Genomic DNA, 23,770 nt, shown 5'->3' with positions numbered 1-23,770 from the left:
TGTTAAATCCATATTTTTACTGCTAATACTAGAGTTGCTAGCGCACCTAGTACAAGTACAACCTTGCTGGTGTAACGCGCTTTCATCAGCGTGGTCATCCAATGCACGTCCATTGCAAGGTGGCGAATACCTGCAAAGAAGTGATGAAAAAAAGCCCACGCTAGGCCAAGAAGCATGACCTTGATAAAAGGCGAGTGCAAAATCGCAATCACTGTTTGATAGTGCTCAGCCGAATTGAGTGAGAGCTGCAATAACAGCAAAATGACTGGCAAGATTAAAAACAATACACACCCGGTGGCTCTGTGCAAAATAGAAACTAAAGCATTGATAGGCAGGCGAATCGTGAACAGGTTAAGGTTTTTAGGCCTGCTCATTTGACCGGGTCTTAGCTTTTCTTTTTGGCTATTTTTTTGCTGATTATTTTGCATATTCAAGATTCTTAATTGAGCTTGTTGTGCTTATTTAGCTTGTTGTAGGCGCGCAGCATCTGCAACGGCACCAGATACGCTTGATAACAAGCGTTTATCGAATGGTTTTGGAATAATGTAATCCTTGCCGAAACTTAAGCTTGTTAAGTTGTAAGCCGCTAACACATCTTCTGGCACAGGCTCTCTAGCTAACGCAGCCAAAGCGCGTGCGGCGGCAATTTGCATTTCATCGGTAATTTGCTTGGCTTTTGCATCCAAAGCACCACGGAACAAATATGGGAAGCACAGCGCATTGTTCACTTGATTCGGAAAGTCTGAACGACCAGTCGCCATTAAAATATCATCACGAACCGAGTGTGCTAAGCTAGGTAGAATTTCCGGGTCTGGGTTTGCCAATGCAAATACCACTGGTTTTGGCGCCATTAATTTAAGCAATTCTGGCGATAGGGCATTGGCTGCGGAAACGCCAATAAACACATCAGCATTCGGCATCACATCTGCCAACGTTTTTGCTGCACTTGGTGCAACTGCTAAATGGCGATTATTGTCATGCAAATCAACACGTGATGTATCCAAAACACCCGACTTATCCACCATCGTAATATTAGTTGCGCCCATTAATTTAAGTAGGCGCGCACAAGAACAGCCTGCTGCACCCGCGCCTAGAAATACGATTTTTGCAGTTGGTAATGTTTTACCTTGTAGCTCCAGTGCATTCGATAAGGCTGCGGCTACAATCACCGCAGTTCCGTGCTGATCATCATGAAAAACTGGTATATCTAAACGGGCACGCAGCTCTTTTTCAATTCTAAAGCAGTGCGGTGCAGCAATATCTTCAAGGTTAATACCGCCAAAAGTAGGCGCAATATTCACCACTGTTTCTATAAAAGCCTCGATAGTTGGCGCGTTAACTTCAATATCGAACACGTCGATACCAGCAAAATGCTTAAACAAGACCGCTTTGCCCTCCATCACTGGCTTACTTGCTAATGGGCCCATATTACCTAAACCCAACACCGCAGTACCATCAGTAATCACCGCGACTAAATTACCTTTATTAGTATATTTATAAGCTAATGCAGGATCACGGTTAATTTCACGCACTGGCACAGCCACACCTGGCGTATAAGCCAAAGATAAATCATCTTGAGTAGCACATGGCTTGGATGACTCTACAGAGAGCTTTCCTGGCTTTGGAAACTCGTGATAATCAAGTGCGCGTTTTTTCAGATCGTCCATTATTCTCAATACCTTTTCAGGGTTTATGTTTTTTAATATCTCTGTTTGCTACGTGCTTTTCAAAATCCATTCTCAAAAGCACAAAATGCACTACTCAAGCTCGTTCATGTAGTGATGATTATCTGTTACGCATAGCCCCAAACGCCATTCCATAGGCTTATCGCCGTAAGTAAATGAAACACGCTCTATACTAAGGATTGGTTCGCCTTCTTTTAAACCTAAAGCTTTTGCCACCTCACCTTTAGCCCCTACCGCTTTCAGGCGCTCTTCAGCACGTATCATGCGTACGCCAAACTCTGACTCATACATGCTATACATCGAACCATTATTTTCTTCAACACGCGTACCATTCAAGCCTTTAAATGGCGCTGCGGGCACGATAATGTGATCAAAAATCAACGGTCTGCCTGAAAATGTAAGTAAGCGTTTTATCTCTATAGTCGACGCGCCTGCTTTCAAGTCAAGAATTTGCCCCATGCGCACGTCAGCTTTGCCTTTGGTACAAGAAATAAACTCGTTTTGCAGCAACTCTTTTTGCCCATCTTGCGAAGTCAGCCTTAAAAAGCGCAACTTCATACCTTCTGCGCTGTGCGTTGCTACAAAAGTACCCTTGCCTTGGCGACGAATAAGGATATTTTCAGTAGCCAATGCATCAATGGCTTTTCTTACTGTGCCTTGACTCACCTTATAGCGGCCCGCCAATTCAATTTCGCTAGGAATCATGTCACCTGGGCGCCATTCACCACCGATTAAGCTTTGCGTAAGCAACACTTTAATCTGATCATATAAAGGTTTATAGCTTGGCGAATTGTAGTGTTTATCTATCATGGTCTTTGCATCTCACTTAAGTTGAACAAGAGGTTAAGCTGATTTTAAAGCCTCAATTTAACGTTGAATTCTATTAGCGATATTTATATCACGAGTATTTACAATAGTCTAGCATTTTATATCTTATATAAGACATAAGATATATATTGACATTTTTTATTTTCTCTCTATATAATCGGCATAGCTTTAAAACAATGAAAACTAAAGGTAACAAAATGGCTCAATATTTTCGCCCTAGGCGCTCTATGCTTTACGTACCAGGCTGCAATACGCACTACCTTGAGCGTGCGCGGACGTTACATGCCGATTCAGTCATACTGGATTTGGGTGACCCGATATTAGTTGAGCGCAAAGAAGAGTCACGCGACAACGTGGTTCGCTTTGTCAATGAAGGCGGTTATGGCTCACGTGAAGTAGTCGTGCGTGTGAATGATCTTATTTCAGAATGGGGCCCAGACGATATTAAAGCCATTGCAAAAACCAAAGTGGATGCTGTTTTATTTCCAAATATCGAATCTCGCGAAGATGTATTAACCGCGCTTTCATTACTTGATGCTGCTGGCGGTAGCCACTTACCTATTATGGTAATGATAGAAAGTCCGATTGCGGTGTTAAACGCAAAAGAAATTGCTGCCGCATCTGACCGCATTGTGTGCATTGTGATGGCGACATCTGACTTAATTTCACAGCTACATGCGCGTGTTACTCACGAACGCTCAGCGATTTTAACTTCACTTTCATTAGTGATTTTAGCTGCTCGCGCTTATGGCCACGCAGTGGTGGACGGCATCACCAGCGACTTCAAAAATATGCATTCTTTTGAATATGCATGCCGCTTAGGTCGCGATATGGGTTTTGACGGAAAATCATTAGTACACCCTGCACAACTTGCCTACAGCAACGATGCCTACACACCCCAAACCTCAGAAGTAACGCACGCGCGCGAAATCATCGCCGCGTTAAAAGAAGCTAATGAACAAGGCAAAGGTACAGTTGTAGTAAACGATAAACTCGTTGAACGCCACCACGTGAGAGCCGCTGAGCGACTATTAAAACTCAACGAAATGATTAAGACTTTGGAAGAAAGCCATGTCTAATACCACTAATAAAATGACTACAAGTAAAATCAATGCGGGCAACTTTTTTGAGGATTTTCACCTCAACCAAGTGATTCATCATGCTACGCCACGCACGATTGCTGAAGGTGAAATGGCGCTATACATCGCACTCACAGGCGCACGCCAAGTACTGCATTCAGCTGATACGGTTGCTCAATCATTAGGCTACAACGCTAGACCTGTAGATGATTTATTAGCCTTTCATATTGCATTCGGTAAAACCGTACCTGATATTTCTGTGAATGCCGTTGCCAACCTAGGTTATGCAGACGTGCGCTTTTTACAACCGGTACATATTGGCGATACGCTCAGCACCACTTCAACGGTGATTGGCTTGAAACAAAATTCTAATGCCAAGTCTGGCGTCGTTTATGTGCGCTCAGTGTCCATCAACCAATTACAACAACCTGTGCTTTCATGGGTGCGCTGGGTGATGGTGCACAAAAACAACTTAGATGCACCAGCCCCTGAAACTGTAGTGCCAAACTTGCCTAGTTATGTGCCAGCTGAAGAGCTAAGCGTACCTAACTTTTTGGATGCCAGAAAATTCAATACTGCAGTCACAGGTGGTCAGTATTTATGGAACGACTACGCGATTGGCGAGCGCATCAATCATCCAGCAGGTATGACAATTAGCGATACCGACCACACACTTGCTACTAAGCTATATCAGAACAATGCGCGCTTACATTTTGATGACTTGATGATGAAGAAAACTGCATTTGGCAGACGCTTAATGTACGGCGGACACATCATTTCATTGTGCAGAGCGCTGTCAAATGACGGCTTAGAGAATGCACTTTGCATCGTCGCGATTAATGGTGGCACGCATTGCAACCCATCATTTGGTGACGACACTATTTACACTTGGACTGAAGTATTAGACAAGTGGGATATTCCGAATCGTACCGATGTTGGCGCCTTGAGATTGCGCATGGTAGGTGTAAAAAACATGCCTGCTGACGCACTAGAAAGCGCACAGATTACCACTGACGGCAAACAGACTTACCACCCGAACGTAGTGTTAGATTTAGATTACACCGTGCTAATGCCACGGAAACCAAATTAAAAAACCTTAGATAAAAGACTTAGCATAGAAAACTTAGGAAGATACGATGGCAACCACACAACAATTAGTTCACCCTAAAGACGCTCTATTCGGCGGGGAAAAATCATTTCCTATCATTCCATCATGCGAGCATTTTGCTGGGAGTGAAAAGTTAATCCTCAAAGCCTTGTCTATGCAAGATACCGTCGGTCCAGTATTCGACATCACTTGCGATTGCGAAGATGGTGCACAAGCTGGCCAAGAGCGCGAACATGCAGAAATGATAGTGCGCGTTTTAACAAGCGACGCCAATAAACATCAAATGGCTGGCTCGCGTATTCACGACTATACCAATAGCTACTGGAAACAAGATGTGGATATTTTGGTAGCGGGTGCAGGCAAAGTTTTAAGCTATATCACCATTCCAAAATGTACAAGCTACGCACAAGCCAGCGAGATGATTGCATACATTCAAAAAATAGCCACTTTCAATGGCATTGAGCGTCTGATTCCAGTGCATATCCTGATTGAAACGCACGGCGCATTAAAAGCCGTGCATGAAATCGCGACATTGCCTTGGGTACAAGTACTGGACTTCGGTTTAATGGACTTTGTTAGCGGCCACCATGGCGCGATTCCAGCCTCCGCAATGCGCAGTCCAGGTCAGTTTGATCACCGATTATTGGCACGAGCGAAAGCAGAGTTAGTGGCAGCAGCACTGGCAAACGGCGTAGTGCCAGCACATAACGTGACTTTAGACCTGAAAAATGTAGAAACTACGCATTCAGACGCTTCACGCGCACGCAACGAATTTGGCTTCTTACGTATGTGGAGCATTTACCCAACGCAGATTGAAGCGATTGTCGATGCCATGAAGCCTAACTTCGACGAAGTACAGGATGGCGCGAATATTCTACTCGCTGCGCAAAAAGCAGACTGGGGCCCGATTCAATACGATGGCGAACTTCACGATAGAGCGACTTATCGTTATTTCTGGGAAATTTTACAAAAAGCCAAACTCACCAAAGTAGCGATTCCAGCTGAGGCAACTCAGGCCTTCTTCAGTTAATTTTTAAATTTATAGACTTTAAATACAGTCCAAGGTAATTCATATGACACAAGCAGCCACAGCAGGGGCACGATTTCGTGCCGCCCTAAGCGCCGAAAAACCGCTACAAATCATAGGCGCAATCAACGCCTACCACGCCATGCTCGCCACCCAAAGCGGCTTTAAAGCTATTTATTTATCTGGTGGCGGTGTTGCAGCGGGTTCACTTGGCTTGCCCGATCTAGGCATCTCAACTTTAGAAGATGTGTTGATTGATGTGCGCCGCATTACCGATGCCGTGGATACACCATTACTAGTGGATATTGATACCGGTTGGGGTGGCGCTTTTAACATCGCTCGCAGTGTAAAAAGCATAGCCAAAGCGGGAGCGGCTGCGGTGCATATTGAAGACCAAGTTTCAGCAAAGCGCTGTGGTCACCGCCCAAACAAAGCCATTGTCAGCTTAGAAGAAATGGTAGATCGCGTAAAAGCTGCGGTAGATGCAAAACCTTATGATGATTTTGTCATCATGGCGCGCACCGATGCTTTGGCCGTAGAAGGTTTGCAATCCGCCATAGACCGCGCTTGCGCTTGCGCTGAAGCTGGCGCAGACATGATTTTTCCAGAAGCAATTACTGAACTCAGCATGTACAAACAATTTGCTGCGGCAGTCAAAGTGCCAGTATTAGCCAATATTACAGAATTCGGCAGCACACCTTTATTCACGGTTGATGAGCTACGCGAGGCGGATGTAAGTATGGTGCTATATCCACTTTCAGCTTTCCGCGCGATGAACCAAGCGGCGCTTAATGTTTACCAAGCGGTGAAAAATGACGGTACGCAAAAAAATGTAGTCGGCACCATGCAAACCCGCATGGATCTTTACGACCACTTGGGCTACCACGCTTTTGAGCAAAAGTTAGATGCTCTATTTAATCAAAACAAAGCTTGAAGGAGAAAAGTAGCATGAACGCAACTACTCAAACCACTATTCAACCAGCGAGCAGCGATGCTCCTAAAAAGAAAAAAGGCGTAGCACTAGCAGGTGTTTCTGCTGGTACCACTGCGATTTGTACGGTTGGGCATACTGGTAACGATTTACATTATCGCGGTTACGATATTATTGAACTAGCTAAAAGCGCTACTTTTGAAGAGGTCGCTTACCTATTGATTCATGGTGAGTTGCCGAATAAAACTGAACTCGCGGCTTATCACGCTAAACTTAAAAAGCTACGCGACATTCCTGCTGCGCTCAAGACCGTGCTGGAGCAAATTCCAAAAAACACGCATCCTATGGATGTGATGCGCACTGGTTGCGCCATGCTGGGCACATTAGAGCCTGAAGCGGCTGACCGCAATACCAAAGCCGCACAAGATTTAGGCGACAAACTAATCTCATGTTTTGGTTCAATTTTGCTGTATTGGTATCACTTTAGCCATAACGGCAAGCGTGTGAATTTGGAAACTGACGACAATAGCATTGCCGCACACTTTTTACATGTGCTGCATAGCAAAGCACCAAGCCAATTACACATAGACGCGATGAATACCTCGCTAGTGCTATACGCAGAGCATGAATTCAATGCCTCAACATTCACCGCACGTGTGATTGCAGGCACATTGTCTGACATGTATTCATGCATCACCGGTGCAATTGGCGCTTTACGCGGTGCGAAACATGGCGGTGCAAATGAAGCAGCGATGGAAATCATCGAACGATATAAAAATGCCGATGAAGCAGAGACAGATATCTTAGAGCGCATGGCGCGAAAAGAAATCATTATCGGCTTTGGTCATCCCGTTTACACAATCGCAGACCCACGAAATGAGTCAATCAAAGCCGTTAGCCGCAAGTTATGCGAAGATGCCGGCAATATGACGCTTTTTGAGATTTCAGCACGTATTGAAGAAGTGATGTGGCGCGAGAAAAAAATGTTCCCGAATTTAGACTGGTACAGCGCATCAAGCTATCATATGATGGGCATTCCAACTGGCATGTTCACGCCTATTTTTGTGATTTCACGCACGACTGGCTGGGTTGCACATGTGATTGAGCAACGTATTGATAACAAAATCATTCGCCCGAATGCGGAGTACGTTGGCCCAAATAATCGTCCTTATGTGCATTTAGATAAACGCTAAAACTACCCTTCATACGTCACTCCCGCGAAGGCGGGAATCTAGGCAGCTTATTAACCTAACTGGGTTCCCGTCGTTACGGAATGATGAAAAGAAACAACATCATTTAACGATTCAGAATTTATATATTTTAAAAGGTCTTAAACAATGTCAGCTCACATCTCAAACGTACGTCCCGCTCCAGACCAAGTCATTGTCGATATCGCCAACTATGTGGCGGATTACGAAATCAAATCAGATGAAGCATTCGACACCGCACGCAACTGCTTAATGGATACACTAGGTTGCGGTTTTGAAGCGCTTGATTACCCAGCTTGCACCAAATTGCTAGGCCCAGTCATTGCTGGCACTGTCGTGCCAAACGGCGCTAAAGTGCCTGGTACAAACTATCAACTAGACCCAATCTTAGCGGCTTTCAATATTGGCGCGATGATACGCTGGTTAGATTTTAACGATACATGGTTAGCCGCTGAATGGGGTCACCCATCAGATAACTTAGGCGGCATTTTAGCGACTGCTGATTACATTTCACGTAAAAATGTAGCTGAAGGCAAAGAGGCACTGACCATTAAAGACGTGCTAACGGCCATGATTAAAGCCCATGAAATTCAAGGCGTATTAGCGTTAGAAAACAGCTTTAATCGCGTAGGTTTGGATCATGTGATTTTAGTCAAAATCGCCTCGACTGCTGTAGTGACTAAATTATTAGGTGGCAATAAAGAAGATATCATCAATGCCGTTTCAAATGCTTTTGTAGATGGTCAAAGCTTACGTACTTACCGCCACTCTCCAAACACAGGCTCACGTAAATCATGGGCAGCAGGCGATGCAACCAGCCGTGCAGTTCGATTAGCGTGGATGACTATGCAAGGTGAAATGGGCTACCCATCAGCATTAACCGCTACAACATGGGGATTCTACGATGTGTTATTTAAAGGAAACGCCTTCAAATTCCAACGGGGTTACGGCTCTTACGTGATGGAGCAAGTATTGTTCAAAATCTCATTCCCAGCTGAATTCCATGCGCAAACTGCGGTGGAATCTGCAATTCAACTACATGCACAAGTTGGCAAAGAAATTCAAACCTTAGATCAAATCGCGCAGATTGATAAAATCGTGATTACTACGCACGAATCAGCCATTCGCATTATCGACAAAACGGGGCCACTTGATAACCCAGCCGATCGTGACCATTGTATTCAATACATGTCAGCCATTGGCTTGCTAAAAGGCAATTTAACAGCGCAAGATTACGAAGACGCAGCCGCGGCAGACCCACGCATTGATGCAATTCGCGCAAAAATGGTGTGTGTAGAAAAAGCTGATTACACGGCTGATTACCTAAACCCAGAAAAACGCTCAATCGCCAACGCCATTCAAGTGTTCTTTAAAGACCACACGAGCTCAGACAACATCGCTGTGGAATACCCAATCGGACACCGCCGTCGTCGCGGCCAAGGCATCCCAGAGTTAGTGAAAAAATTCCAAGTGAATTTAGCGCGCCGTTTTGATGCTAAAAAGCAGGCAGATATTTTGGCTTTATGCTTAGATCAGGCTAAGCTAGAAGCGACTGCCGTGAATACCTTTGTGGATATGTTGGTAGCTTAATTTAAAATTATGTAGGGCGGATAACGCTAAGCTCATCCGCCCTATACTTGCTTTTAACCATTGGCAATTAGTTCTGCGGTTACAAGTAATTTATCTCGAGATTCAGCAAATAAAGTATTGCCATTTAATGAAGTAGGGCGAGATGTAGTTAATAAAGTATATAAGTCAATATTAGGTTGTGGTGTAGAAAAAACTCTCTGAGCCAAAGCTTCTAAAGCTTTTTGTGTAGTTGTGGTTATATGTGCAGATGCGTTTCTCATTGTGCGTAAGTCAGCAAGATCGTTTGTGATTGAACTAAGGTGAGGTTCAAATGGATAACCCATCTCAAAGTAAATCAAAACTATTCGCTTAACATTGTCAAAATTAGCATAATCAAAGTATCTATGGCATCCTAATACTAACGCTTTTGCAGCATCTTGATTCGGTGGAACGACATAACGGTTGGGAAGCCTGCCTGATATAGTTTGACTACCTGACATTAGCTTAGTAATTGTATCTTCAAGAAAACTTTCCCATGCGATGAATAAATTTAAAAAAGCTGCCACTGTGATTTGTTGTCTATCAATAGCAGAAAATAAATACGCACCATTTCTATTCGTCAAATGAGTGTTGGCAATAAGATTATCACACTGCATCACTCGCGACTTAATTTCACTTAGACTTATACTTAATGACATAGGAAATCTATGAAATAGTGTTAAGCAAAAATTCAGAGCGTCTTAATCTAACTTTCTCATCAGTTGTTGCACGACGGCAGTCATTCAAAAACTGCTGTTCATCTTTACTTAGATTTTTTATATCTTCTTCAGCAAAAATTTCTTCGACTCTTTCTAATTTATTTCTAATAACCTCTGGGGGAGGTCTATTTGGCTTAGAATTTTTAATGAGCCATTGCGAGATTGTGATAAACAAAGAATAAAACAAATGAGGGCGCCGAAACTCAGTATCAGAAAGACCTTCAGGATAAATTTTCTCAATAGCCGTGATTGTACGATCAAAATCAACCTCTAGTTCCTCTGTGTCATATTCAAAAGCACTTTCATACAAGTCATAATATTTTTTGATTTGCTTTTTTGATTTTATACCCTCTAATCTAGCAATTAGAATATCTGCCACTAAGTTAACTTCTTGCATTCGAACAATTTGTTTATTTGTCAAAACCCCCTGCGAACTCCAATAGTCGTAATACTTGTGACCTATTTTGTCTGCCAATACTTTAAAAGGACCGAAATGATCTGCATTTATTTTTTCTTGCTCGTTCAAAAGTACTGCATAAGAGTTTAGCCGGCTAAAAATATCTAAAACTTCGGAGTCTGTAAGATTTATAAGTAAATCTACGGATACTTCATAAGAGAGTATTTGAGATTGTATATTTTCAGGTAGTTGGCTGAATTGTAGTCCGCCAAATTCTGGATTTTGCCTCTTGTTAACCGTAAAGCCATCTTTGATATACGAAAGTATTGTTCTCAGTCTTTGCTGACCGTCAACTACTTCGCGTATTGAAGTCTTTGTAGTAACATTTATTTTTTGGCGTATGAAAACTTTGGGAATTGGCTTCCCTCGAAGAATTGTATCCATAAGAAAGGACTTTGCTTTATCAGTCCAAACAGCTCGCCTTTGAAATTTTGGGTTCAACTCCAGTTGTTTAGCCGCGTCCCACTCAACAAAATCATTAATGCTATAAGTACGTGAGTCATAACTTTTCATTAATTTTCCAATGTGCAATTAAATCGTTAACATAATATTTATTGTGTAGCGAACTATATACTCCATAGAGCTAAGATCACTATTTAAAATTCTCATCCATTCTAGCTCGCGTAGGGCGGTTGTAACCCGCCGCATGTAAATCTTTGGAATACCTCTAAAAGAAATTTTACGCTGCCGACAATAGACTTTCATACGGAATATGCAATCCATCATGCAGCCGCTTTATCATTGGTAAACTTAAGCCTCGCTTATGGTTCAACACTTCAGAAACGCGTCCGCTAGACCCTATAAACGGCTCTAAATCTTTTTGACTAAGGCCTTGCTGTTCCATTCTAAATTTAATAGCTTCAATTGGGTTTGCCGAATTAATCGGGTAGTGCTTATTTTCATAAGCTTCGATTAGTGTGACAAGAATTTCCATCTCGTCGGCCTCCGCGCTACCTTCTTGAGCTTGATACAGAGGCTCTAAACGCTTAAATGCATCTCGCAAATCTTCATCATTTCTAATCGGTTTAATATTCATTGACGTTCTCCACGTTAATTTTGTCATACTGCGCATGAGTACCAATAAACTTCACCCATGCAATGCCCGCTTGATATTGCATTTCTACTATTAGGCGATATTTGTTGCCTGCAATATTAAATACAACCCTATTATTGCCACAAATACTCGCGCTCCTATAATGCGCCTTTATTTCTTGAGGTGTATTCCAGTCGGCTTTCACAGCTTCGTCATACCAGCTTTGCAAAGCACCTTTTGCATCATTACATGCTGGTTGATTCCAAAATTTCACTAATGTACTTTTTGCAATCACACGCATTTTAATTTCTCCCAATCTGGGAGTTTAGTATCATTGTCAAGCAAGGTCAATATGAATCTATCGCTAGTTAATGCTTGTGCTAATTTTAAGGTAAAATGTCGGCTTACTAAAACCGTTGTTTTGAAAGCACTAACGATGTCACTTACTACGCTCAATGCACTCTCTCCACTTGATGGCCGTTATCAAACTAAATTAGATGCTTTACGCCCTTATTTTAGCGAGTATGCGCTGATTAAACATCGCGCTTGGGTGGAGGTTGAGTGGCTTAAAGCGTTATCTGCGGCTAAAGATTTACAGGAGATTGCTCCATTTAGTGCAGAGACTATCAAAGAGTTGGACGATGCGATTGCTAGTTTTAGCGAAGCAGATGCGTCACAGGTTAAAGCGATTGAGGCGCGCACGAACCATGATGTGAAAGCGCTTGAGTATTGGCTTAAAGAAAAGTTTGATAGCAACCTTGAAATTAAAAAAGCCAGTGAGTTTATTCATTTTGCTTGTACTTCAGAAGATATCAATAATTTATCACATGGCTTAATGCTAAAAAGCGCGCGCGATGCTGTGATGTTGCCATTCTTGGCTAACTTGATTTCACGCTTAACTGATTTATCGCATGAGCTTGCTGCACAACCTATGCTGTCACGTACGCACGGTCAAACAGCATCACCAACGACTATGGGTAAAGAGCTGGCTAACGTGGTTTATCGCTTGCAACGTCAGCAAAAACAGCTTGAAGCCAACGAAATTTTAGGCAAAATTAACGGCGCTGTTGGTAACTTTAATGCGCATCTTTCTGCTTATCCAAATTTTGATTGGGAGAGTTTTGCGAAGAGCTTTGTTGAAAGTTTAGGTTTAACTTACAACCCAATGACCATTCAAATTGAGCCGCATGACTATATGGCTGAATTGTACGATTGCTTAAGCCGCATTAACACGATTTTGATTGATATTAACCGCGATATTTGGGGGTACATTTCAGTTGGCTACTTTAAGCAAAAAGTAAAAGCGGGTGAAATCGGCTCTTCTACCATGCCGCATAAAGTGAACCCAATTGACTTTGAAAACTCCGAAGGTAACTTGGGTTTGGCTAATGCTGTATTACGACATTTAGCTGAAAAATTACCGATCTCACGCTGGCAGCGTGACCTGACTGATTCAACCGTGTTACGCAACATGGGCGTGGCCTTTGGTTATACGCTTTTAGGTTACGACTCTTGCTTACGTGGCTTAAACAAACTAGAAATCAACCCAGAAAAACTGGCCTTAGATTTGGATAACAGCTGGGAAGTACTGGCCGAGCCGATTCAAACCTTGATGCGCCGTTATGGAATTGAAAACCCGTACGAGCAACTTAAAGAACTCACACGCGGCAAAGGGGGCATAAATAAAGCTTCTCTGCACACGTTCATTAGCGGTTTAAATATTCCAGCGGATGCAAAACAAGCGCTGCTAGAAATGACACCCGCCAGCTATGTTGGCAAGGCGACGGAGCTTGCACGTACTGTTTAGTTTAGCTGCGATGCTCATTCTATAAACATCCACAAGTCAGGCAATTAAATAAGGTAGCCTACACTTGAGAAAAATCCTTTTAATCTGTTTTTTGTGGTTATTTTGGACTCTGCCTGTGCAGGCGGAGTCTGCACATTATCAGGTTGAAATTACCGCACAGGCTCCCCTAAAAGACTTACTGCAGAAACATCTGGATATGGTGAAATGGCGCGATAACCCGCGCATGAGTCCTGGAGAGTGGAAGCGTCTATTCTCACTAGCTCCACAGAACATCAAAGATTTAATCGCAACCGAAGGCTATTTCGCAGCCAAAATCAGCCCGATGCTTGAAAATCAAGATGGCGTGTACACCGCCAAGTTTGTAATTGAAGCTGGCGCGCCTATTTTAGTCAGCGATGTAATGTTGAAACTCACTGGCGACATTGCCACTCAAGCAGCAGATGCCAAGCCTAGTGTAGAAAAATTGCACGAAGTATGGCTACTAAAAAAAGGTGAACCATTCCGCCAAGAGGATTGGAACCAAGCCAAACGTAAGTTATTGACTGAGTTTTTAGTCGAGCGTTACCCCAATGCCAGCATTAGCAGCAGCAAAGCAGAGGTGAATCTTGAAACGCAGACCGTTGCCCTTAGTATTGAGATAAATAGCGGCTCCGCGATTAGATTTGGCGATACAACAATAGTAGGCTTAAAGCGCTACAAACCTAGAGTGGTTGAGAACCTTAACCCCATTAAAGCAGGACGTATTTATAACCAGTCTGACTTGCTGACTTTTCAAACGCGCTTGCAAGAAAGCGGTTATTTTCAGAGTGTAGAAGTGACTGCGGACACACTCAACTCAACTAATAGTGCTGAACCTAATATCGCGCCGATTAAAGTCACAGTCATCGAAAATCGCAGCATTAAAATGGGCATAGGCGCTGGCTACAGCACAAATACAGGACCGCGCTTACAGCTATCGGTAGATGATTTAAACTTGTTTAATATGGGTTGGAGATTGAGTAGCAACCTTAAATTAGAACAGGACGCTCAGGTGCTTACCAGTGAAATTCATCTACCAACCACTAAAGCAGGTTACCGAGACAGCCTGAACGGAAATGTATCTCATACACTAGTAGAGGGCTTAGATTCAACCGTCACACAAGTTGGCGTTAAGCGGGCATGGGGTGATAGAAAACGTGAACAATATGTGAATGCAAATTTACTCACCGAAAGTACCAAGGTTGATGGCGCGGGGGCTGACAGCACTTATGCAGCCACGCTAGGCTATGGCATCATAATTAGACACACCGATAACGACCTCAACCCAACGCGTGGTTATTTATTGAACGTGCAGTTTACTGGTGCGCCAACAACCTCTACGGCTAATGGTAGCTTCTTGCAAAGTCATGCTAAAACGCAAGCCTACTACCCGATCACCTCTAGCACACAGCTTATTGCACGTGCCGAAATTGGCTTGGTGAATGGCAAAAACAGCGCCCCTGAATTATATTTATTTCGTGCAGGGGGCGACCAGTCTGTGCGCGGTTATGCTTACCAAAGCCTAGGCGTGACAGAAGGCGATGCAACCGTAGGCGGACGCTATATTGCAACAGGCAGTATTGAAGTTGTGCAATGGCTCACTAGCCAATGGGGTGCGGCAGTATTTGTAGATGCAGGTAATGCGGCCAACTCACTGCAAGATTTGTCGCCAGTGTATGGTTATGGTGTAGGCGCACGCTGGAAAAGCCCTTTAGGCCCGATTGGTGCTGATATTGCTTATGGTGAAGCGACTGGTGAGTATCGGTTCCACTTTAATATAGGGGTAGCTTTCTGATGTTACGCCGCTACTTAACGCTATTCATGATTGGTCTGACCTTGCTTGTCACTTCAGCGCAGGGTGAAATGTCGATTAACGCCAATGCCAGCCTCGATACTTTCCATTATGACCTCGATAACATTCACCTGAAGCTTGAAAAATTAGATGCCAACTGGCAGTTCTCACCATTTGGCGATGGCAAGCTGTTGGTAGATAAGATGCGCGCAAAGCGGCTTATTATTACCATCGGCGATGGCACGGCTAAAACTAAAGACTCTGGACTTCCTGAACGCATAAAACCGCCATTTCCCATTCAAATTAGGCAAGCTGAAATTGCCGAAGTATTAGTGATTAAGAATGGCGAAACACAAACGTTCAGCAATCTAAAACTTAACCTTGAAGCTGACGCTAAAACCATCAAAATCAACACCTTAAATGCCAGCACGCCTTGGGGTGAAGCTTCAACCACATTGCAAATGAGTACTGCAAAACCGTTTCCACTTAACGGAGTGGCTAATCTCAAAAAAGCTGACGCTAGCACGCCCTACGATGTGAAGGTAGATCTATCTGGCGATCTGCAAACCTTGCATTTTAATAGCAACATAATCGTCGCTAAACTCAACAATCAATTAGCAATATTCCAAACTCAGCAAGCAAATACGCACGCCGCAGCGCTGGTGAACATCGAAGGTCAACTTGGCTTGGCGGATGATTACCCGCTCTCTGCCAACATCACGATTAATGAACTCAAACCTGAAAACTTGGGCAGTTATCCAACGGCAAAGCTCAATTTTGATATTGTCGTGCAAGGCAAACTTTTACCTGCTTTGACGACCACTATTCAATTCGCTGCACGTGATAGTCAATGGCAGGACCAAGCCTTGCTTAGCAGCGGCACTATCATCATTGAAGGCAAGCAAATCCGCAATATCGACCTGCAGGCGAGTATCGCCAACAATACCATTAAAGCCAATGGCAGCCTTGGTCAAGCCGACAGTAAGCTTGATTGGCAGGCTGATTTAGCAGACTTGAGAAAATTTGGTACAGATTATTCTGGCCAAGCAAATATGAGTGGCACGGTGACGGGCACGTTTCAGAATTTAGCGCTGCAATTCAAACTACTGGCAAAAAATATCAGCCTGCCAGGCGGGTTTAAGGCAGACAAACTAGAAGGTCAGGCATTGATGATGGCTGATGAAAATGGTCAGGTGAACGGTGAATTTACAGCCAACAACCTGCAATACGGCAAGCATCCAGTGATGGATGGCAAGCTGACCTTACAAGGGACACGAGCGAAACATCAGCTAAATCTAACAGCGCAAGGCAAAGAGTTTAAATTTGCAAGCACATTACAAGGCGGCTTAATTGCGGCAACAAATCGTTGGCAGGGATTATTGCAAAGCCTCACTCTAGATGGCGCGACCCCCATCAAACTAACCGCACCAGCACCACTGTCATTCGAAACGAAAGGCGCAACCTTAGAGCAAGCTCAGGTAAAATTAAATAAAGGCAATCTGTTCATTGACCTTATAAAATTTGACTCCAATGGCTTTGCAAGCACAGGCCACGCAGATGAATTGGCGCTAGACGATATACCCGCAGAGTTATTCATATTGCCATCGACACTAGAAGGCAGCCCTACGTTTTCAGCCAAATGGGATATAAAAGCGACGGATAGTTTAAATGGCAATATTAACTTATGGCACGACACTGGCGACTTCACCATGACCACAGCCGATGGCAGCAAGAAGCCACTTGGTTTGCAAGAGGCGAAATTTCATGCCAAGTTTGTGAATAATCAAGCCGAGATTAGCACTAGCCTTAAAGGGCAAAATATTGGCTTTTTAGAGGCTAGTTTAAGCACCACATTCACCAAAGTAAACGCTGGGTTTGCCCTACTCGCCAGCGCACCGCTGACATTAAATGGTAAAGCTCAACTACAAACTCTGGCATGGCTGCCAATGCCAACGTCATTGATGGATGCCAGCTTTGATGGTCATTTGAATATAGCCGTCGCCGCTAACGGCACGCTAGAGGCACCTAACTTAAACGGTAGTGTGGATGGTAAAAACCTGCAATTTTCGTTACCGACAGAAGGCGTAAGCTTTACCAATGGCGAGCTACAAGCAAGTTTTGAACATGACAAACTACTCATTACCAAAGCCACGTGGCAAGGCGGCGACGGTCATTTACAAGCGACAGGATTTTTGCTGCTCGATACCGCTCGTTTAGACAGTGCTAATTTAGATAAAGCAAAGCCACAAATTGACCTCGACTGGTCAGCCCAAAACTTCACAGCAATCTCACGCGCTGACCGCTTACTTATCTTAAATGGCACGGGAAAAACTACGCTAACTAATGACCTACTCATGATTTCAGGCAACTTCAAGGTAGCGAAAGGACTAGTCGAACTGTCTGACGAAGACACACCAGTCCTTGGTGATGACGTTGTGATTCTAGGGCAAACTGATACAGTCCCCGAACCTGCACTCAAAATATTACTTAACGGATTACGCATCGATTTAGGTGAAGAATTCACCTTACGTGGCCGTGGGCTGGATGCGCAGCTGACCGGTGCGATGACCTTAACCGGTTTAACACAGTATCGCCCACATACCGAAGGCATCATTCAGGTGAAAGAAGGCTCTTATTCAGCGTATGGGCAAAAGTTAATTATAGAGCGCGGCATTATCAATTTTAACGGTACCGTAGATAATCCTGGCCTGAATATCAGAGCCATGCGCAATACCACGCCAGTCAATGCAGGTATCGAAGTGACAGGTACAGCTTTCATCCCCATCACCAAATTAGTTTCCGACCCAACTGTAGCCGATAGTGAAAAGTTATCTTGGCTGGTGCTAGGTCACGGCATGGATCAAACCAGCAAAAATGACTATGGCTTATTATCATTAGCTGCGGGCGTATTGCTCTCGCAAGGGCAATCAGTGCCACTACAAACACAGTTAGCCCGAGCTGCTGGCTTAGATGAATTTAGCTTCTCTGGTGGTGATGCAGACAGTGCAGCCGTGGTATTTGGCAAACGTCTTTCATCAAGGCTATATCTCAGTTACCAAAAAAGCATCAGCGGACTTTTAGATGTCGCCAGACTTACCTATAACATGACCTCACGCTGGTCACTACGCGGAGAAGCCGGCACAGAAAGCGCCGTAGATGTGCTGTATACTTTTAGCTTCAAATAACTAATCAACATAATTTAACCAGATGAACGAAATTCTAGTCTTATATTACTCACAAGGTGGCGCCGTTCGTGAAATGGCGCAATTGATTGCACGTGGTGTTGAAAGTGTATCGGGCATCAAAGCACGTATTCGCACGGTACCTAAAATTTCAGCGAATTGCGAAGCGACTGAGCCAGACATTCCGAGTAGCGGCGACCCTTACGTGGAGCTAAGCGATTTAGAAGAATGCATAGGCTTAGCACTTGGCAGCCCTACTCGCTTTGGCAATATGGCCGCACCTATGAAATATTTTTTAGACGGTACTGCTGGCTTGTGGTTAAAGGGCACGCTTATCGGCAAGCCTGCATCAGTATTTACTAGCTCTGGCTCTATGCACGGCGGGAACGAAACAACCTTAGTGACCATGATGTTGCCATTGATGCACCACGGCATGTTAATGGTGGGTTTGCCCTATTCAGAACCCGAGTTATCTAGCACGCAAACTGGTGGCACACCTTATGGCGCAAGCCATATTGGCGGCACGATGGACGATAAAGCGATCAGCGCAGATGAAAGAATACTATGTTTGGCATTAGGCAAACGGTTGGCGGAAACTGCATTAAAACTTTCAGTTTAGAATCTCTGCTCAAGCTTATTACCGAACCAACGCCTAACTCGTCATTCTGAGTGTAACGAAGAATCCAGTTTGCACTAGCTCGTAAAGACTAGATTCTTCGTTTCACTCAGTCAGAATGACAAATATAATTTTATACAAATATTTTTGTATAACAACGTACATAGAGAATAAATAATGACCTTGGCAAAAGAAGCCTTACAGTTCTTACGTTCTACCCGCAGTGGCGTTCTTTCAACGCTTTCTGTTAAATTTGCAGGCTATCCATTCGGCTCAGTCGCACCTTTTGTGTTGGATCACACTGGTCAACCGATTATTCTAATCAGCACCATTGCAGAACACACTCAGAACATTATCGCTAACCCAAAAGTGTCATTACTCGTGTTTGCAGGCGATGACGATTTACAAGCGAACGGGCGCCTCACACTCATGGGCGAAGCAAAAAAATTAGATAAAGAAGATGCTGATTTACGCGCACGCTATTTGCGTTATATGCCTCAAGCCGCTGGTTATTTTGATATGCACGATTTCAGTTTTTATCGGATCGAAATTGCTCAAGCACGCTATATTGCTGGCTTTGGCAAGATGGGCTGGATTTCAGGAGATGCGATGCAGCCTGCTGAAGTTACAGAAAATTCACCTCTTGCCGCACAAGAAACCTCCATCATCGAACACATGAATGCAGACCATGTGCATAGCCTGATTGCCTACAGCAAGCACTTCCACAATGTGAGCGCCACGCACGCTGAAATGTTAGGCATAGATGCCGATGGTTTTGATGCAAAAGTAAATACTGAAGAGGGAAAAACGCAAGTTTTGCGTTTCAACTTTGAGCAGCCCATTCAAGATGCGCAATCTGCCAGAATGGCACTGGTAAATATGTCGAAAGCAGCAAAAGTATGATGCAAAAACCGAACATACAACAACTTCAGTTGGGCGCCAGCATTAGCTTAATCGCACTCATCCTGCTTTGTTTAGCATGGGAAACGGTTCTCGCGCCTTTTAAGCCAGGAGGCTCATTACTTATGCTCAAAACGCTGCCATTGCTATTGCCTTTGTTTGGCATTCTGCACGGCAAGCGATACACCTACAAATGGGCAAGTATGTTTATATTGTTGTATTTTACTGAGGGCGTGGTGCGCGCTTGGTCAGACGTTGGGCTGTCTGCCAAATTAGCGCTGGCTGAAGTTTTATTGACTGTCGTGTTTTTTGCATGCGCTATTTATTTTGCAAAGTTCACCCGCGCAAAATAAATGTGTTGAACCAAGACTCATCATTAGGCTGTAGGTAGGGTTTTAACCCGACTTTTCGGACTAAAGTCCGACCTACAGCGAGCTACCTACTGATTTGATGATAAAACATCAATGAAGAATTTTGATTAAAGCCTAGGGAAACAACTTACCCGGATTCAAAATATTATTCGGGTCAAAAGTTAATTTAACGGCTTTCATTAAATTAATGGTTGTTTCATCAATCTCACGTGAAATAAATGGACGCTTCGCCATACCTACGCCATGTTCGCCAGATAGCGTGCCTTGCAACGAAAGCACCAAGCTGAACACTTCATCCAAGCACTCATAAGCCCGCTTCATTTCATCGGCATTATCAGGATTGACCAATAAATTCACATGAATATTTCCGTTGCCTGCATGACCAAAATTCACGTTTGAAATCTTGTATTGCGCGGCTAATTTCTCTAAACCGGTTAACAATTCAGGTAAATGTGACACTGGCACGGCAATATCTTCATTGATTTTCTTAGGCGCAATATCTTTAAGCAATGGCGATAAAGCCTTGCGTGCAGCCCATAACGCCTTGGTATCTTCCGCAGGTTTTGCCTCAATCAAGCCATCCACTTGGCAAGCTTGCAAAATCGCCTGTGTGGCTTCAATAATCTCTTGCTGCGCACCATCGACTTCTATCATCAAATAAGCGCGGGCATTTTCTGGCAACAGGTTTTTGTGGCGGCCACGAATCAGATTCAAGGCGCCGTTATCTAAGAACTCCAATGCACTTGGTGTGTATGGCTGCGCCATAATAGCGGCAATCGCGCGCGCGCAACTGGCAGTATCAGCAAACTCAGCAGTTATGCCGCCAGTGTGTTTTGGCAAAGGTGTGAGCTTAAGTGTCGCTTCAACTATCACTGCCAGCGTACCTTCAGAACCAACTAGCAATCGAGTTAAATCGTAACCGACCACACCCTTACTGGTGTAACAACCTGTTTTAATGATATCGCCATTACCTGTCACCGCCTTTAAGCCGAGCACATGGTCACGTGCAACGCCGTATTTCACTGCATGCGGACCAGCGGCACAAGTCGCGAGATTGCCGCCGATGCTGCAATAAGCCGCACTCGATGGATCTGGCGGCCAAAAGAAACCGACACCTTTAATCGCATCTTGCAGCTCTTGATTAAGCACACCAGGCTCAATAATCGCCATACGATTGTCAGGGTCTACACTGATGATTTTATTCATGCGTTCTAAGGACAACGCTACACCGCCCGCTTCGGGCACGCTACCGCCCGCAGTGCCTGTTCCACGCCCACGCGGCACCACTGGCACTTTGTGAGTATTGCAAAGCTTAATCACCGCTTGTACTTCTTCGGTATTAAGAGGAAAAACCACCGCAATGGGTGCATGAAAGATACGCGAATTATCATAAGCATAGGCGTAGCAATCTACTGGGTCGGTATAGACCTGTGCAGCAGACATAAGCTGCGCTAGCTTAGATAAAAAATCAGTAGATGACATGTAGGCGCTCTTTTATAAAACCCAGTTATAAAAATTAGTTGAAACCCAAATAAATCTAGCGTTTTTTTATGTAGAGGTCAGTGATCGTGCCCTCTTTCATCTCTGCCGCGAAGCAAATAGTTTCAGATAAGGTTGGGTGTGCATGAATCGTTAGACCTAAATCATGGGCATCTGCGCCCATTTCAATGGCTAGCACCGCTTCGGCCAATAACTCTCCCGCATTCACACCCACAATACCAGCACCAATGACACGATGCGTATTTTTATCAAATATCAACTTAGTAGTACCTTCTGTACGCGCAATTGACAATGCGCGACCACTAGCAGCCCAAGGGAATGAGGCTTTTTCAATTTCAAGGCCTTTGGCTTTAGCTTCTATTTCGGTCACGCCAACCCAAGCCACTTCTGGGTCGGTGTAAGCAACTGATGGAATAACTGATGCAACGAACTCTACTTTTTCGCCAGCAATCACTTCTGCGGCTACTTTAGCTTCGTGCGTGGCTTTATGCGCCAACATCGGTTGACCGACAATATCACCAATCGCAAAAATGTGCGGCACATTGGTGCGCATTTGCTTATCTACCGCGATGAATCCATAATCATCCACCGCCACGCCAGCGTTTTCAGCGCCGATATTTTTACCGTTTGGACGGCGACCGATAGACACCAACACGCGGTCATACACTTCAACGCCTTTAGGTGCATCGGCATTGCCATTCACACCTTCAAATACCACATGAATACCGTCTTTTTTAGGTTCCATACTCGCCACTTTGGTATTTAGCATAATGCTTTCAAAGCGTTTTTCCATACGTTTTTGTAGCGGGCGCACCAAGTCACGGTCGCAACCTTGAATTAAGCCGTCAGTAAATTCAACTACGCTGACTTTAGAGCCTAGCGCGTCATACACCGTGCCCATTTCTAAGCCAATAATACCGCCGCCAATTACCAGCATGCGTTTAGGCACATCAGCCAAAGCTAAAGCACCCGTAGAATCCATGATTCGCTCATCAGCTACAACGCCAGGAAATTTAGTGGCTTGTGAACCGGCGGCAATAATTGCATTATCAAATGAAATGGTGGTCACTTTGCCATCTTCAGCGGTTACGGCCATTTGATTAGGGCTGGTAAACTTACCCACGCCTTGTACCGTGGTGACATTGCGTTGCTTAGCCATCGCAGCTAAACCACCAGTGAGTTTGCCAACGACATCGTTAGCCTTCCAATTACGCAACTGTTCTAAATCTACTTGTGGCGCGCCAAAAGTCACGCCGTGATGCGCAGTTTCTTCAGCCTCTGTAATGACTTTAGCCGTATGCAGTAAAGCTTTAGAAGGAATACAGCCAACGTTTAGACAAACACCACCAAGTGTTGAGTAACGCTCAACCAGTACCACTTTTTTCCCTAAATCAGCAGCGCGGAAAGCCGCAGTGTAACCGCCTGGGCCTGAACCCAAAACAACGACTTCAGCATGTAAATCTGCAGTGCCTAAATTAACAGCTGCTACAACTGGCGTTGAGACAGGCTTAACTTCGACGGCTGCAGTTTCCACAGCAACTTCTTTTTTAGCTGGCGCTTCAGCACTTGCTGCAGCCTCAACTAACAAAATCAAGCTACCCTTAGCCACTTTATCGCCGACTTTTACTTTTAGCTCTTTGACCATACCAGCAACTGCAGACGGGATATCCATAGACGCTTTATCAGACTCAACGGTCATCAGTGAGTCTTCTTTAGCAATAACATCGCCTACTTTTACGAGTACTTCAATCACATCCACACTATCAAAGTTACCAATATCTGGAACCAAAACTTCTAATAAATTGCTCATGCCAACCCTTTGTTAAATCTTCAGTTATTTATCGTAATTTTATCATCAAAAAGACCTTAAAGACCTTCAAAATATATGAATCAGTAGTATG

Annotated in this window: 21 protein-coding genes; 12 read left to right on the top strand and 9 right to left on the bottom strand. The window is 44.2% G+C overall.

The genetic code is table 11. The annotated features are described in order from the left end of the window. Positions 1 to 2: 2 nt before the first annotated feature. The 3 genes from sdhC to PSU72_RS03290 all read right to left on the bottom strand — a co-directional run bounded on the left by sdhC (position 3) and on the right by PSU72_RS03290 (position 2,492). Positions 3 to 428: a succinate dehydrogenase, cytochrome b556 subunit gene (gene sdhC / locus PSU72_RS03300; protein ID WP_300430640.1), complete on the bottom strand. Its 426-nt coding sequence runs from the start codon at positions 426 to 428 to the stop codon at positions 3 to 5. Positions 429 to 458: 30 nt separating this feature from the next. Then, positions 459 to 1,667, bottom strand: a complete 1,209-nt coding sequence (locus tag PSU72_RS03295; RefSeq protein WP_300430638.1) for a malic enzyme-like NAD(P)-binding protein — start codon at positions 1,665 to 1,667, stop codon at positions 459 to 461. A gap of 90 nt (positions 1,668 to 1,757) precedes the next feature. Beyond that, the gene (locus PSU72_RS03290; RefSeq protein ID WP_041359751.1) at positions 1,758 to 2,492 is read right to left on the bottom strand and encodes a GntR family transcriptional regulator; all 735 of its coding nucleotides are present in this window, start codon (positions 2,490 to 2,492) and stop codon (positions 1,758 to 1,760) included. A gap of 218 nt (positions 2,493 to 2,710) precedes the next feature. Here PSU72_RS03290 and PSU72_RS03285 point away from each other — a divergent pair, with 218 nt between their 5' ends. The 6 genes from PSU72_RS03285 to PSU72_RS03260 all read left to right on the top strand — a co-directional run bounded on the left by PSU72_RS03285 (position 2,711) and on the right by PSU72_RS03260 (position 9,456). Next, the gene (locus tag PSU72_RS03285) at positions 2,711 to 3,592 is read left to right on the top strand and encodes a CoA ester lyase (RefSeq protein ID WP_300430636.1); all 882 of its coding nucleotides are present in this window, start codon (positions 2,711 to 2,713) and stop codon (positions 3,590 to 3,592) included. Next, on the top strand, positions 3,585 to 4,682 hold the full coding sequence (locus PSU72_RS03280; RefSeq protein WP_300430634.1) for a MaoC family dehydratase: 1,098 nt from the start codon (positions 3,585 to 3,587) through the stop codon (positions 4,680 to 4,682). Before PSU72_RS03285 ends, PSU72_RS03280 begins: the two co-directional genes overlap by 8 nt. 46 nt (positions 4,683 to 4,728) lie before the next feature. Continuing rightward, on the top strand, positions 4,729 to 5,730 hold the full coding sequence (locus tag PSU72_RS03275) for an aldolase/citrate lyase family protein (RefSeq protein ID WP_300430632.1): 1,002 nt from the start codon (positions 4,729 to 4,731) through the stop codon (positions 5,728 to 5,730). Between the two features lie 43 nt (positions 5,731 to 5,773). Then, entirely contained in the window at positions 5,774 to 6,661 is an 888-nt protein-coding gene (prpB, locus tag PSU72_RS03270) for a methylisocitrate lyase (protein ID WP_300430630.1), read from the top strand. Between the two features lie 14 nt (positions 6,662 to 6,675). Further along, the gene (gene prpC, locus PSU72_RS03265) at positions 6,676 to 7,851 is read left to right on the top strand and encodes a 2-methylcitrate synthase (protein WP_300430628.1); all 1,176 of its coding nucleotides are present in this window, start codon (positions 6,676 to 6,678) and stop codon (positions 7,849 to 7,851) included. Between the two features lie 144 nt (positions 7,852 to 7,995). Beyond that, positions 7,996 to 9,456, top strand: a complete 1,461-nt coding sequence (locus tag PSU72_RS03260) for a bifunctional 2-methylcitrate dehydratase/aconitate hydratase (RefSeq protein ID WP_300430626.1) — start codon at positions 7,996 to 7,998, stop codon at positions 9,454 to 9,456. A gap of 53 nt (positions 9,457 to 9,509) precedes the next feature. Here PSU72_RS03260 and PSU72_RS03255 read toward each other — a convergent pair whose 3' ends face one another. The 4 genes from PSU72_RS03255 to PSU72_RS03240 form a co-directional block, all read right to left on the bottom strand. Further along, the gene (locus PSU72_RS03255) at positions 9,510 to 10,133 is read right to left on the bottom strand and encodes a hypothetical protein (RefSeq protein WP_300430624.1); all 624 of its coding nucleotides are present in this window, start codon (positions 10,131 to 10,133) and stop codon (positions 9,510 to 9,512) included. A 7-nt stretch (positions 10,134 to 10,140) separates the two neighbouring features. After that, positions 10,141 to 11,163 (bottom strand): DUF262 domain-containing protein, encoded by a 1,023-nt coding sequence (locus PSU72_RS03250; protein ID WP_300430622.1) that lies wholly within the window; start codon positions 11,161 to 11,163, stop codon positions 10,141 to 10,143. Positions 11,164 to 11,329: 166 nt separating this feature from the next. Then, positions 11,330 to 11,686, bottom strand: coding sequence for a transcriptional regulator (locus PSU72_RS03245; protein WP_300430620.1), 357 nt, complete (start codon positions 11,684 to 11,686; stop codon positions 11,330 to 11,332). After that, positions 11,676 to 11,984 carry a type II toxin-antitoxin system HigB family toxin gene (locus tag PSU72_RS03240; RefSeq protein ID WP_300430618.1) on the bottom strand — a complete coding sequence of 103 codons (309 nt, stop codon included), beginning with the start codon at positions 11,982 to 11,984 and terminating at the stop codon, positions 11,676 to 11,678. The genes PSU72_RS03245 and PSU72_RS03240 overlap by 11 nt, the downstream gene beginning before the upstream one ends. 135 nt (positions 11,985 to 12,119) lie before the next feature. On the opposite strand from PSU72_RS03240, the gene purB reads away from it, so the two are divergent. The 6 genes from purB (at position 12,120) to PSU72_RS03210 (ending at position 20,351) form a co-directional block, all read left to right on the top strand. Continuing rightward, complete coding sequence (gene purB, locus PSU72_RS03235) at positions 12,120 to 13,490, top strand: adenylosuccinate lyase (RefSeq protein WP_300430616.1); 1,371 nt, start codon at positions 12,120 to 12,122, stop codon at positions 13,488 to 13,490. Between the two features lie 64 nt (positions 13,491 to 13,554). Then, the gene (locus tag PSU72_RS03230) at positions 13,555 to 15,303 is read left to right on the top strand and encodes an autotransporter assembly complex family protein (protein ID WP_300430614.1); all 1,749 of its coding nucleotides are present in this window, start codon (positions 13,555 to 13,557) and stop codon (positions 15,301 to 15,303) included. Then, positions 15,303 to 18,485 (top strand): translocation/assembly module TamB domain-containing protein, encoded by a 3,183-nt coding sequence (locus PSU72_RS03225; RefSeq protein ID WP_300430612.1) that lies wholly within the window; start codon positions 15,303 to 15,305, stop codon positions 18,483 to 18,485. Before PSU72_RS03230 ends, PSU72_RS03225 begins: the two co-directional genes overlap by 1 nt. A 22-nt stretch (positions 18,486 to 18,507) precedes the next feature. After that, complete coding sequence (gene wrbA, locus PSU72_RS03220) at positions 18,508 to 19,101, top strand: NAD(P)H:quinone oxidoreductase (protein ID WP_300430610.1); 594 nt, start codon at positions 18,508 to 18,510, stop codon at positions 19,099 to 19,101. Positions 19,102 to 19,275: 174 nt separating this feature from the next. Continuing rightward, complete coding sequence (locus tag PSU72_RS03215; RefSeq protein ID WP_300430608.1) at positions 19,276 to 20,001, top strand: DUF2470 domain-containing protein; 726 nt, start codon at positions 19,276 to 19,278, stop codon at positions 19,999 to 20,001. Beyond that, positions 19,998 to 20,351, top strand: coding sequence for a DUF2069 domain-containing protein (locus PSU72_RS03210; protein WP_300430606.1), 354 nt, complete (start codon positions 19,998 to 20,000; stop codon positions 20,349 to 20,351). Before PSU72_RS03215 ends, PSU72_RS03210 begins: the two co-directional genes overlap by 4 nt. A 132-nt stretch (positions 20,352 to 20,483) precedes the next feature. Here PSU72_RS03210 and PSU72_RS03205 read toward each other — a convergent pair whose 3' ends face one another. Both PSU72_RS03205 and lpdA read right to left on the bottom strand, forming a co-directional pair. Next, complete coding sequence (locus tag PSU72_RS03205; RefSeq protein WP_300430604.1) at positions 20,484 to 21,851, bottom strand: FAD-linked oxidase C-terminal domain-containing protein; 1,368 nt, start codon at positions 21,849 to 21,851, stop codon at positions 20,484 to 20,486. Positions 21,852 to 21,906: 55 nt separating this feature from the next. After that, positions 21,907 to 23,679 (bottom strand): dihydrolipoyl dehydrogenase, encoded by a 1,773-nt coding sequence (lpdA, locus tag PSU72_RS03200; protein WP_300430602.1) that lies wholly within the window; start codon positions 23,677 to 23,679, stop codon positions 21,907 to 21,909. Positions 23,680 to 23,770 lie beyond the last annotated feature (91 nt).

It is taken from the genome of Methylotenera sp., from assembly GCF_029945535.1.
Taxonomy (GTDB): Bacteria; Pseudomonadota; Gammaproteobacteria; order Burkholderiales; family Methylophilaceae; genus Methylotenera.
This window is presented reverse-complemented; position numbering and strand designations above follow the sequence as displayed.